Genomic DNA, 12627 nt, shown 5'->3' with positions numbered 1-12627 from the left:
CTAACATGAAAAAACTCGTCCTTTTACTAATCGCAGCTATTACCTTGGCCTCGTGTGGAGGAAATCAAGGTAAAAAATCTATAGAAAGCCTTATTGACGAAGGGAATTTGGAAGCCATTCAAGCCCGTCGTGCAGAGGTAAAAGAAAAACAAACGGAAATCCAAGAGCAGTTGAAGCAATTGGATGCCGAAATTAAAAAACTGGACAAAAGCAACAATGCAGCTTTGGTAACCACACATACGGTTTCGGATACCCTATTTAAGCACTTTATTGAAATACAGGGAAATGTGGAAACCAAGCAAAATGTAATTGTGTATCCCGAATACCAAGGAACGCTTACTAGGGTTTTCGTAAAGGAAGGAGATCGGGTTAGCAAGGGACAGACCTTGGCTAGGATTGACGATGGCGGATTAGGCAGTCAAGTGAGTCAATTAGAGGTACAAGCACAATTGGCGAAGACCACTTTTGATCGACAAGAACGTCTTTGGCAACAGAAAATTGGAAGTGAAATACAATACCTTCAGGCCAAGACCAATTATGAATCAGCGCAAAATGCAGTAGATCAATTGAAAAGTCAATTGGCCAAAACAGCCATACGTGCGCCATTCTCTGGAGTAATAGATGATGTTATAACAGATCAAGGTACAGTGGTGGCCCCAGGGCAGGGTGTTTTCAGGATTGTGAACCTAAAGGACATGTATGTGAAAGCTAGTGTACCCGAGCGATATCTTTCCACAGTTTCAGAAGGAAAGGATGTAACAGTAGAAATCCCTATGATTGGTGAGCGCATCGATTCTAAGGTGAGACAAACTGGAAATTATATCAATCCAAATAACCGCTCATTCTCTATTGAGGTTGATGTTCCTAACAAAGGGGGAAGCGTAAAACCCAACCTAACTGCTAAGGTTAGAATTAACGACTACACCAATGAAAATGCCATTTTGGTTCCACTAAATGTGATTTCCGAAAATGCCGAGGGACAACAATATGTGTATACCGTTGCCAAAGATTCCACTGGCACTTCGGGTAATTCATTGGCTCTGCGAAAATTTATTACCACTGGCAAAACCCAAGGGGACGAAATTGAAGTACTATCGGGATTAGATAATGGCGACCACATTATTATTGAAGGAGCCCGAAGTGTAAAAGACGGTCAGGAAGTACAAATTTTAAAGCTATAACCTATGAGTGCGAAGAAGAAAAAGCAAGTAGACAAGGAATTTAAGCTTTCCAGTTGGGCCATAGATAACTCAACAGTAATTTGGGTGATGGTTACCATCTTTTTTGTACTGGGATTGGTAGCATATTTTACCATGCCTAGGGAAAACTTCCCCGAAATAAACGAAACTAAAATCTATATTTCGGTTCCTTATCCAGGAAACACGGCCGAAGATGTAGAACGACTTATTATAGATCCTTTAGAGGATAAATTGAGAAGTGTCTCTAATGTGGTAGAGATCCTATCCACTTCGCAGGAAGATTACGGTATCATCACGGTAGAGTTTAATGAAGACATTACCGTAGAGCAAGCCAAGCAGAAAGTGAAGGATGAAGTAGATAGTGAAACGGCAAATGAAGACTGGCCTACTTTTAATGGAGCCAAGGTAGAACCCAATGTATTCGACCTGAGTCTTTCTGAAGAAATGCCCATCCTTAACATTAATATATCTGGTGATTATCCGGTAGACAAGCTAAAGGAATATGCAGAATATCTCCAGGATGAAATTGAAGATCTAGGGGAAATAAAGGCGGCCGACATTCGAGGTGCGCAAGAAAAAGAAGTAGAAGTCGCTGTAGACATCTATAAAATGATGGCAGCCAAAGTGAGTTTCGATGATGTCATCAACTCCATTCGCAATGAAAACATGACTATGTCTGCAGGAAATTTAATTTCCAGTGGACAAAGACGTACCATTCGTATTCTAGGGGAAATAGATGAACCTACAGAGCTTAGGAGTTTTGTGGTAAAAAGTGAGAAAGGGGATGCGGTATACCTTAAGGATATCGCTCAAGTACGTTTCGAAGAAGAAGATAAAACCACCTATGCCCGTGAAAAAGGGGAAAGTGTTGTGATGCTCGATGTGAAGAAGCGGTCTGGTGAAAATATGATTGAGGCTGTCGAAAAGATTGATAATATTTTGGAAGAAGCTGCTACTGTACTCCCTCCAGACCTTACCATTACCAAAGCAAATGACCAATCTGCAAAGACTAATAACCAGGTAAGCGATTTGGTAAACAATATCATCTTTGGAATCATTTTGGTTGTCGGGGTTCTTATGTTCTTCTTAGGGTTTAGAAATGCACTTTTTGTTGGTTTCGCGATTCCTATGTCCATGTTCATGAGTTTTATGATTCTTAGCGCCATGGGATACACCATGAACACTATGATCCTATTCGCCTTGATTATGGGACTGGGAATGCTTGTAGATAATGGTATTGTGGTGGTCGAAAATGTGTATCGATTAATGGATGAAGAAGGTATGTCCCGCATTCAAGCTGCCAAAAAAGGTATTGGGGAAATTGCCTTTCCTATTATTATATCTACCCTTACTACGGTAGCTGCCTTTGTACCACTTGGAATGTGGCCCGGGGTTATGGGAGAATTTATGATTTACTTCCCGATCACATTATCGGTCGTATTGGGATCCTCACTCTTTGTCGCCATCTTCATAAACTCGATGCTTGTATCGCGTTTTATGGATGTTAGTGAAAAAGTGTTAACGCGAAAGCAACTTATTCGTTTATCATTAATAATGGTTCCCATTGGGATCTTTATGATGATCATTGGTGGCGCTGTTAAAGGGCTAGGGACTTTGGTAATTTTCGTGGCGATCATGTTTTGGATCTACCGTTACGGCCTTAAGAAAGCGGCCACTTTTTTCCAAACACGAATTTTGTCAAGGGTAGAGAGCTCCTATCAGCGATTCCTGACTTGGGCATTAGGCGGGCCTAGACCTGTGCTTTTTGTGATTGGAATTTTCACATTGTTGATCCTAACATTTGTAGGTTTTGGAGCTTCGGTTGGTGCCAAGAGAACTGGGATAGAATTCTTCCCAGATAACACCCCTAACCAGATTATCGTATATATAGAATATCCCGAGGGTACGGATATAGATAAGACCAATGCTATTACCAAGGAAATTGAACAGCGGGTTTATCAAGAAGTGAACAATAATGAATACCTAGAGGATGCGGAGTATAACTTTTTGGTAGAGTCGGCAGTATCTCAGGTAGGTGAAGGAGCTGGAAACCCACAAACTGACGGTGGAAGTAGTGCAGAAATGCCTCACAGAGCCAAAATTACGGCTACCATGCGTGAATATAAGTTCCGTAAAGGAAAAGATAGTGAAGTGTTGCGGAAACGTGTTCAGGAAGCATTAAAAGGAATTTATCCAGGGGTCGCAATTTCGGTTGAAAAGGATGCAGTAGGACCTCCAGCGGGGTATCCAATTAATATTGAATTGGAAGGCGACAATTACGAGGAACTTATTGCCACTGCTGAAAAGATGAGAAACTTCATCAACTCCAAAAACATTGCGGGAATTGATGAATTGAAAATTGATGTAAACAAAGGAAAGCCCTCGATGCAAGTAGCTATAGATCGTGAAAAGTCTGGAGAGCTTGGTGTGCCAGCCGGCATGGTAGGGAACCAATTGCGTCGTTCCTTATTTGGTGAAAAAGCTGGGGTTTACAAGAAAGATGGAGAGGATTATGATATCTATGTTCGTTTTGATGAAAATGAACGCTACGATGCTTCTGCTTTATTCAATCAGAACATTACCTTCCGTGATCAGGCAAGTGGACAGATTAAGGAGGTGCCTATTTCGGCTGTAGCCTCACAAAAGAACACCTCTTCCTTTAGCGCCATTAAGCACAGGGACAACAAACGGGTTGTAACGGTATATTCGGCTCTAGCTCCGGGATATACAGATGCCGCTGCTATTGTAAGCCAGATTCAGAATGAAATGCTCAGCTTTGACGGTAAACCGAATAGCGTGGAGATTGATTATACAGGGCAAATTGAAGAGCAAACCAAACAAATGGAATTTTTAATGGGTGCCTTCTTTGCAGGACTAGGGCTCATCTTTTTGATTTTAATTTTCCAATTTAGTTCCATTTCCAAACCAACCATTATAATGATTGCTATTTTCTTGAGCTTCATTGGGGTATTTGGTGGAATTTTAGCGACCGGTGCGTCCTTCGTTATCATGATGACCATGATGGGGATCATATCCCTTGCTGGAATTGTGGTAAACAATGGGGTGGTATTATTAGACTACACCCAATTGCTCATTGACCGAAAGATTGTGGAGCTTGATTTACCGGATAATGCCTTGTTAACAAAGGATCAGGTAAAAGATATCATCATAAAAGGTGGTAGGGCACGTTTACGTCCTGTTATCCTAACAGCAATTACCACAGTTCTTGGATTGATTCCGTTGGCTATTGGGGTGAATATCGATTTCTTCAGTTTGTTCTCCTCATTCGACCCTAAATTCTACTTAGGAGGTGATAATGTTATTTTCTGGGGACCTTTGGCATGGGCAGTAATCTATGGACTGATCATCGCCACCTTCCTAACACTTATCATTGTGCCTACCTTATTCTTTATTATTTATAGAATTAAGATCTGGATACGAGGCCTTCGGTCTAAACCAGAAGAAAAGGAAATAGATTATAAGGCAGCTGCCTAAAAGAAAAGCCCTTCCGAAATGGAAGGGCTTTTTTTATATAAGAAACAATGATTAGTTGTTTTCTGCTAATGGTACTGGTAATTGATTAAATACCTGATCTCCCGCTCTATCTATTGGCAATGTGCTAGATAGACCATAACGACGTAAATCATACATTCTGTGGTTTTCACACCATAAAGAATAACGTCTCTGGTTCAACATCTCAGTTGTTAAAGCTGCTGCAGAATTAGCTCCACTGTAATTAGCAAGACCTGCAGAATTACGGATCACATTGATTCCATTTTCCGCATTTCCTAGGTTTCCAGCCAAGATACTTGCTTCTACGTAAAGAAGGATCAACTCCTCATTTCTTAGGAAGTCGATGAAATCTGTACTGGAAGCATACAAACGAGTTTCGTGAGTACCTGTTAGATCATCCAAAGAAGCTGAAGGATCTGGTCTTGGAGCCGCTTTAGTAGCTACACGAGTATCTCCTGCCTCCGCATCGTTAATCCAACTATCATGAACGATAATCTGATCACCATTGTTTTGATCTTCTACAGAAGTAGACGGCAACTTGAACAATCCGTTCAACGCATCATTTCCTCCTGGAGCAAATAGGTGCTTCGGTCCGTTAGACAAATCTCCGTTAAGGTTGAAGTGAGAATTTCCTAACGCACTTAGTGCACCAGGACCGTCACCCGCATATACTGCAGCCATTGCAGCTACCCCACGGTTAAACTGACCGAAAGAACCTGCTGTATCGAAGCCAGCAAAACCAGCACTTAAAGAGAACAAGAAAGTTCCACTGTTAAGTTCACTATTTGCTTCGTTCAACATAGCGCGAGCTGCAGCCAAAACTTCAGCCTCACCAACGATAGGACCAAGGTTTTCCTCATCAGCCACATCTACCCTAGCCTGTCCATAAGACTTAGCCATCTGGATCAATTCATAGGCGATAATGGTTTTAGCAAAACCTATATATCCGTTTCTCTCTCCATTAGTAATGGCACTTGTATTAGTAGCCGCACTAATTAGAAGGTTTGCATTCTTAATACAACGGTAACTACCATTCCACTGCGCTGTGCTATAGAAGGAGTTATTGTCTAATCCAATTCCATTCTTTCCAAGCAGGTCTCCCGTATTACGAGGATCCGCATCGAAAAGATACAGCTCTCTTGCCATGGTTCCACTTGCAGTGGTTTCGATAGCAACACCGTTTCTAGCAGAGGATTCAACACCCACCACCAATTCATTTAACTGACCGATAGATGCTTCAGATTGTACACCGTCCGCACTTGGCCCATTGGGATCTACTACCTCGTCAAAGGTACAAGACGTTACAAGCATTGTCGCAGCCGCCATCCCAAATAATGTTATATTTCTAACTATATTTTTCATATTCAATTTTATTAAAAGTTAACATTTAAGTGGAAGTACACTTGTCGCGAACTTGGGAAAGGAGTTACCTCGATTCCACTCGATAGTCCCGCTCCACCATTTACAGATGTTTCAGGATCGTAGCTGCTGTAGTCTGTAATGGTAAAGATATTTCTACCAGATACACCTAATTTAACTCCTTCTACATTACCTCCAAATACGTTATCGATGAATTTAGTTGGAATACTATAGTATAAAGCTGCTTCACGTAATCTTATATAACCAGCATCTTCCACAAAACGAAGTGCATTGGTTGGCGATACTAAACGATCTTGCCCAGCTTGAGTTTCTAAGTCTTCAGAAGTCTGACCTAAGTCAGTTAAGAATCTAGAAAGGTTAAGGTTTTCCCCTCCTTGTTTCATTTGGAATAAGAAAGAAAGGTCCCAATCCTTAAATAAGGTAATATTGTTACTCCAAGCCATTTGGAAATCAGGCTCTACATCACCTACTTGAGTTAGCTCACCGTCGATATTACCTACCAACTGAGTTACTGGCTGACCTTCTTCGATGAAGAATGTACCTAAACCTGTACCGAATCCAGCACCTGGCTGAGCAAATGCAGGAACGTCTAAACGAGTTACCTCAGAAACGTTCTTGTACCACTGTACTCTTGTATTCCAAGCGAAATCCTCGGCTTCAAAAATATCTGCAGTTACCGCTAATTCAACCCCTGTGTTCTTAAGGTCGGCAAGGTTTGTTCTTTCCTGAGTAAATCCAGATGAACCTGGCAATGCTCTAGTCAAGATAAGATCATCTACTTGTTTGTTATAGTAAGTAGCTTCTAAGTTAATTCTACTGTCAAGGATTCCAAGGTCTAAACCAAATTCAAGCTCTCGTGCTGTTTCTGGTTGTACATCTGGATCTCCTTTTAGTCCTCCTAATGTCTGACCTGCAGGTCCTCCAATAGTAGTACTCACATAACTTGTGAATGTAGAACCAAACTGAGCAGGGTTACCCGTTTCACCATAGGCAGCACGTAGCTTAACTTGGTTAAGGGCATCTACACTCCAGAAGTCCATATTAGCAAGGTTAACTGCCAAAGATGCTTTTGGGAAGCCATAGAACTCATTAGGGTCTCCATTACGTGTTGACTTATCTAAACGATATCCAACAGTTGCGATGAATTGATCCTTATAGTTAGCTTCTACCTGTCCAAACATACCGAAATCTTGTTCTCTTTGCTTGGTCTGGAAGATTGTCTGTACAGCAGAGTTATCTACACTTGTCTGTCCAGCAAGTAGTCCAGCTCCTGTAGTCAGTACATTATCAAAATCTTGATATAAATACGTCATACCCGCTTGGGTGGTCAATGCTAAGTCTTCATTAGCATCGTGATTCCATACCGCAATTGCTTGTGAGTTGAACTGTGTAAAGTTGTTGTTACCAACAGCTATAAATCCAGGATTGTCTGGGTCAGGGTGCGATTGGTGCGTTTCTGGTACATATACATAGGTCTCATTAGAAAGGTAATCTACACCACCACTGAAGATCATTTTCACACGGTTCTTATCCGTGTTCAAAACGTTTGTGTTCAAAGTTAAACCTTGAATGAAACGGTTGTTTGAGTCTTCATTGATTGCTTTGTCCCTTACAAAAACTGGGTTACCAGCAAAAGTTGGGTTATTTGGGTAATTACCTTGCGCATCCGGGAAAAGGTTATTCCAAGGACGCGTAAAGGCCAAGTTATATCCATAACTCAAACCACCTTCATTTTCATTACCCGTGAAACTACGACTTGCACCACTTCTAACATAGTTACTTGTAGATACAATATCGAAAGTATTAGAGATTTTATGATCTATGTTTGCTCTTAAGGACAAACGATCGAACCCAGTATTTTTAATAATACCTTGTTCGTCACGGAAACTACCACCTACATAGAACTTGGTTTTCTCATCACCACCGGAAGCACTTAAACGTGTTTCAGTAATGAATCCTGTTTCTCCGTAAATGATATCCTCATAGTCATAGAGCTCTCCTCTAGCGGCAATTACCGCATCGTACTTAGCTCTTTCTTCAGGTCCAAATACATCTTCTACAGACTGTGCTGTCCAAGGACGTAGACCTAGAGGGTTAGCAATTTTGTTGATCCCAACATCTTGGGCAAAGTTAATTCTGGTTTTACCTCTACTACCTCTTTTTGTAGTAATGATAATAACCCCGGCATTACCACGCTGACCATAAATGGCAGCTGCAGACGAACCTTTTAGGATTTCGATATCCGCAATATCGTTCGGATCTAAATCTGCTAAACGGTTACCGGCATTCTCCTCATTTGCTCGGTTTGCACCAGAAGCAAAACGAAGACCTGAAGGAATCTCCACATTGTTTACGTATACCCCATCCACAATAATAAGTGGCTGGTTATTTCCATTAATAGAGGAAATACCACGTAAACGTAATGCAAAACCACCCCCTGGTGCTCCAGAAGAAGAGGTAATATTAACCCCGGTTACTTTACCATAAAGTGCTCCATCAACAGTGGATTGGCCAGTAGTTCCTACCAATTCCTCGGAAGAAACACTAGAAACCGCATTTGCTGCATTGGCCCTTTTTATCGAAGTACCCAGACCCGTTATAACTACTTCCTCTAATGCTTGAGCAGATTCGGCCAGGGTAACATCTACGGCACCCGCAGAGCTAACCTGCTGCTCAACAGTAGTAAATCCTAAAGACGAAAATTCTAACGTTACCGGAAGATTGGAAACATCAATAGAATAGCTACCGTCAAAATCTGTTGTGGTACCATTGGTAGTCCCCTTTTCTATTACGTTCGCAAAAGGAACGGGGTCACCATTTTCTGCACTCACTTTTCCTGTGATCGTATTCTGAGCAAACACGAAACAAGGAAAAAGCAATAAAAACAGGAGTATCCTGTAATTAAAGTTGGTTTGTTTCATAATTATTAAGTTTTTGTTAATCGTTCGAAAATAGTAGTAATTCTTCACTTAAACCAAAGAATATTCTATTTTTTTCAATAGAATCATTCAAAATTACAGATTCTTTTGCAAGAGTCTCAATTTGAGATAGCTTCTTTTAAGAATTCAAGGTTATCCCCGATAATCTTTATAAATTTGCACCTCCTTTTTCTGAAACAATAGAAATGTATAGAACACACAACAACGGAGAACTCCGTTTCGAGCATATAAATAAGACCGTTACGATATCCGGATGGGTACAAAAAATTCGTAACAAAGGGTTTATGATCTGGGTAGATTTAAGGGACCGTTACGGCCTTACCCAATTAATATTCGATGAAGAACGAACCTCCAAAGAAGTGATGGATATGGCTTCCCAACTGGGAAGGGAGTTTGTGATTCAGGCTACGGGAACTGTCATAGAACGCGAGTCTAAAAATCCAAATATACCCACAGGGGATATAGAGGTATTGGTATCGGAGTTCACTTTATTGAACGAATCCCTTACCCCTCCCTTTACTATAGAAGACCAGACCGATGGTGGGGAAGATGTACGAATGAAGTACCGATACCTGGATATAAGACGCAAGCCAGTGCGTGACAACCTTATATTTAGGCACAAGGTATCTATGGCTGTCCGTAATTACCTATCGAATAAAAACTTTATCGATGTAGAAACACCCTACCTTATTAAGTCAACACCAGAAGGCGCAAGGGATTTTGTAGTGCCCAGCCGCATGAATGAAGGTCAGTTCTACGCCCTTCCCCAATCGCCGCAGACCTTTAAGCAACTGTTGATGGTTGGTGGAATAGATCGTTATTTTCAAATAGTGAAATGCTTTCGAGATGAAGACCTAAGAGCCGATAGGCAACCGGAATTCACGCAAATTGATTGCGAGATGACTTTTGTGGAACAAGAAGACATCCTCAATACCTTCGAAGGCCTTACCAGGCATTTATTGAAAGAAATTAATGGGGTCGAAACAGGTGAGTTCCCAAGAATGACCTACGACGACGCCATGCGCACTTATGGGAATGACAAGCCAGATATTCGCTTTGGAATGAAATTCGGTGAGCTTAATGAAGTAGCGCAGCACAAGGAATTCAATGTATTCAATTCTGCCGAACTGGTGGTAGGCATCGCTGTGCCTGGTGGAAATAGCTACACTAGAAAAGAAATTGATAAACTAATCGATTGGGTAAAACGCCCACAAGTAGGTGCCATGGGTATGGTTTACTGCCGCTGTAATGATGATGGGAGCTACAAATCTTCGGTCGATAAATTCTATGACCAAGAAGATCTTGCTAAATGGGCTCAAGTTACCAATGCCCAACCTGGGGACCTTATTTGTGTCCTTTCCGGCGATACCCATAAAGTAAGAACACAATTAAGTGCCTTACGAATGGAATTGGCCGAACGCTTGGGCTTACGAAAAGCCGATGAGTTTGCACCACTATGGGTCATAGATTTTCCGTTGTTGGAGTGGGATGAAGAAACGGAGCGCTACCATGCAATGCACCATCCATTTACTTCCCCAAAACCGGGACAAATGGAGTTATTGAAAACAAATCCGGGTGAGGTTAAGGCAAATGCCTACGACCTTGTGCTCAATGGAAACGAAATTGGAGGAGGCTCCATTCGTATCCACGATAAAGAAATACAGAGCAAAATGTTCGATTACTTAGGGTTTAGCCCCGAAGAAGCCAAAGCACAATTTGGCTTCCTTATGGATGCCTTTCAATATGGTGCCCCTCCTCATGGTGGGATTGCCTTCGGACTGGACAGATTGGTAGCTATCTTGGGTGGACAAGAAACGATTCGTGACTTCATCGCCTTTCCTAAGAATAACGCTGGAAGGGATGTCATGATCGACGCTCCAGCTCCTATTGATGAAACCCAACTGGAAGAACTCAATTTGAAACTGAACCTATAAGAGCATCCTATGCGAACATTCTTGATCTTAATCTTTCTGGGAATAGTCGCAACTTTAAGCTACGGGCTTTACATAAAACCTACCGACTATAAAACAGGTGAGTTTTGTATTGGAATTTCCGTAGCCGCGGTGTTTTTTGTTTGGATGCCGCTATTTATTTACCATAGATGGAAGGGTAAAAGTGTTAAGGATTATATGCTTACAAAAGAAAACATCGAAAAGATGAGGGAAGAAAGTGATCAGAAAAATCTGTAAATCAGCTACTTTTTCCAAAATAGTCATATTTTCTTAACATTTGAAAATATAATTAATGTACCTTTACCCATTATTATTAATTATTATTTATTACAATGGAAGGAACAGTAAAGTTTTTTAACGAGTCCAAAGGTTATGGCTTCATTACCAACAGTGAAACAGGAAAAGATATCTTCGTTCACGTAACAGGTTTAAACGGAGAAGCTATCAACGAAGGCGACAAAGTGGAGTATGAGGAAACTGAAGGAAGAAAAGGAATGGTCGCAACGAAAATCAGGGTAGTATACGAATAAGATATAATACGCTTGCCAGACTCAAAACCCGCTAAAGAAGCGGGTTTTTTAGTTTAAGTTCCTTTTCTCTACAAAAAAACGCTTCAATAAGATTGAACATTCCTCTGCAAGGACGCCCCCTATCATTTTGGTCTTAGGATGCAATTGTGTTCCCATAACCGTACAACCTCTTTGATCGTCCCTTGCACCGTACACAATTTTGGAAACCTGACTCCAATACAATGCTCCGGCACACATTTGGCAAGGCTCCAAGGTAACATATAGGGTACAATCTGTTAGGTATTTACCACCTATATAATTGGCTGCGGCCGTAATGGCCTGCATTTCGGCATGTGCCGTAACATCATTCAGGGTTTCCGTTAGATTATGTGCCCTGGCAATAATTTGATTGTTCACAACAACTAAAGCACCCACAGGAACTTCTCCCTTTTCAAAAGCCGCCTCGGCTTCCTGTATGGCTCGCTTCATAAAGTAGGTGTCATCGTATGGTTGTATCATGATTTCAAAGTTACAAATTATGCGCCCCCATAAAACTCCTTGGGCACAAAAATTGATAGATTGAAAGAAAGTAACCCTATGCACAAACAGCTACTCATACTATTCTGTCTTTTCATCATTAAAGCACCAACCCTTTGTGCACAGGAAGATTCACCACCTAACACCACCCATAATGAATCGATCACCATTGGCTGCGGTTTTGGTACTGAACCACAGGTAGCGAAAGAACCATACACCATATTTCAGACAGATACCCTTCCTTATTTTTTGGGCAAACCGTTAGAAAGAAATGAACCGAAATATTTTCAAGAACAGATAAAGGAGTATATCGTGGCAAACTTTGATGCCCCTATTCTTAATGACCCTTATTGGTCAGGGGTGCAAAGTATTGCGGTTCAGTTCATAATTGAAAATACCGGCGAAGTATCACATATTGAAGTTAGGGCAAGGAATAAAGAAATGGAAGCTTACACTTTGGAAATTATCAATTGTCTTCCAAAATTTGAGCCCGGGGTTCGCGATTCCAAAAAGGTGGCTGTTACATATAGCTTACCCATCAGATATTATCCCGAAGACAAATAAGGGAACAAATTTTCAATAACCGTATCTTTGATGT

Annotated in this window: 9 protein-coding genes; 6 read left to right on the top strand and 3 right to left on the bottom strand. The window is 41.2% G+C overall.

Annotated elements, in window-relative coordinates; translation table 11 throughout:
• The first annotated feature begins 5 nt into the window (after nucleotides 1-5).
• Nucleotides 6-1181, top strand: a complete 1176-nt coding sequence (locus tag AC6JAD_RS08370; RefSeq protein ID WP_461304787.1) for an efflux RND transporter periplasmic adaptor subunit — start codon at nucleotides 6-8, stop codon at nucleotides 1179-1181.
• A gap of 3 nt (nucleotides 1182-1184) precedes the next feature.
• Nucleotides 1185-4694: an efflux RND transporter permease subunit gene (locus AC6JAD_RS08365; protein WP_461304786.1), complete on the top strand. Its 3510-nt coding sequence runs from the start codon at nucleotides 1185-1187 to the stop codon at nucleotides 4692-4694.
• Nucleotides 4695-4745: 51 nt separating this feature from the next.
• On the opposite strand, the gene AC6JAD_RS08360 is transcribed toward AC6JAD_RS08365, so the two are convergent.
• Nucleotides 4746-6074 carry a RagB/SusD family nutrient uptake outer membrane protein gene (locus AC6JAD_RS08360; RefSeq protein WP_461304785.1) on the bottom strand — a complete coding sequence of 443 codons (1329 nt, stop codon included), beginning with the start codon at nucleotides 6072-6074 and terminating at the stop codon, nucleotides 4746-4748.
• An 11-nt stretch (nucleotides 6075-6085) separates the two neighbouring features.
• Nucleotides 6086-9013: a SusC/RagA family TonB-linked outer membrane protein gene (locus AC6JAD_RS08355; protein WP_461304784.1), complete on the bottom strand. Its 2928-nt coding sequence runs from the start codon at nucleotides 9011-9013 to the stop codon at nucleotides 6086-6088.
• Between the two features lie 203 nt (nucleotides 9014-9216).
• On the opposite strand from AC6JAD_RS08355, the gene aspS reads away from it, so the two are divergent.
• From aspS to AC6JAD_RS08340, 3 genes are all read left to right on the top strand, one after another.
• Nucleotides 9217-10965, top strand: a complete 1749-nt coding sequence (gene aspS / locus AC6JAD_RS08350; protein WP_461304783.1) for an aspartate--tRNA ligase — start codon at nucleotides 9217-9219, stop codon at nucleotides 10963-10965.
• Nucleotides 10966-10974: 9 nt separating this feature from the next.
• Complete coding sequence (locus AC6JAD_RS08345; RefSeq protein ID WP_461304782.1) at nucleotides 10975-11220, top strand: hypothetical protein; 246 nt, start codon at nucleotides 10975-10977, stop codon at nucleotides 11218-11220.
• Between the two features lie 95 nt (nucleotides 11221-11315).
• On the top strand, nucleotides 11316-11513 hold the full coding sequence (locus AC6JAD_RS08340; protein WP_461304781.1) for a cold-shock protein: 198 nt from the start codon (nucleotides 11316-11318) through the stop codon (nucleotides 11511-11513).
• Nucleotides 11514-11561: 48 nt separating this feature from the next.
• Here AC6JAD_RS08340 and AC6JAD_RS08335 read toward each other — a convergent pair whose 3' ends face one another.
• Nucleotides 11562-12011 carry a nucleoside deaminase gene (locus tag AC6JAD_RS08335; RefSeq protein ID WP_461304780.1) on the bottom strand — a complete coding sequence of 150 codons (450 nt, stop codon included), beginning with the start codon at nucleotides 12009-12011 and terminating at the stop codon, nucleotides 11562-11564.
• 60 nt (nucleotides 12012-12071) lie between these two features.
• Between AC6JAD_RS08335 and AC6JAD_RS08330 the strand changes: the two genes are divergently transcribed.
• Nucleotides 12072-12593 carry an energy transducer TonB gene (locus AC6JAD_RS08330; protein ID WP_497866271.1) on the top strand — a complete coding sequence of 174 codons (522 nt, stop codon included), beginning with the start codon at nucleotides 12072-12074 and terminating at the stop codon, nucleotides 12591-12593.
• Nucleotides 12594-12627: the final 34 nt, after the last annotated feature.

This window comes from Aureisphaera sp. (assembly GCF_059726885.1).
This window is presented reverse-complemented; position numbering and strand designations above follow the sequence as displayed.

What these genes read in the sequence shown, in the direction of transcription:
- AC6JAD_RS08355 (WP_461304784.1), bottom strand. Translation starts at nt 9,013, where the DNA reads ATGAAACAAACCAACTTTAATTACAGGATACTCCTGTTTTTATTGCTT.
- AC6JAD_RS08365 (WP_461304786.1), top strand. Translation starts at nt 1,185, where the DNA reads ATGAGTGCGAAGAAGAAAAAGCAAGTAGACAAGGAATTTAAGCTTTCC.
- AC6JAD_RS08335 (WP_461304780.1), bottom strand. Translation starts at nt 12,011, where the DNA reads ATGATACAACCATACGATGACACCTACTTTATGAAGCGAGCCATACAG.
- AC6JAD_RS08340 (WP_461304781.1), top strand. Translation starts at nt 11,316, where the DNA reads ATGGAAGGAACAGTAAAGTTTTTTAACGAGTCCAAAGGTTATGGCTTC.
- AC6JAD_RS08360 (WP_461304785.1), bottom strand. Translation starts at nt 6,074, where the DNA reads ATGAAAAATATAGTTAGAAATATAACATTATTTGGGATGGCGGCTGCG.
- AC6JAD_RS08345 (WP_461304782.1), top strand. Translation starts at nt 10,975, where the DNA reads ATGCGAACATTCTTGATCTTAATCTTTCTGGGAATAGTCGCAACTTTA.
- AC6JAD_RS08370 (WP_461304787.1), top strand. Translation starts at nt 6, where the DNA reads ATGAAAAAACTCGTCCTTTTACTAATCGCAGCTATTACCTTGGCCTCG.
- aspS (WP_461304783.1), top strand. Translation starts at nt 9,217, where the DNA reads ATGTATAGAACACACAACAACGGAGAACTCCGTTTCGAGCATATAAAT.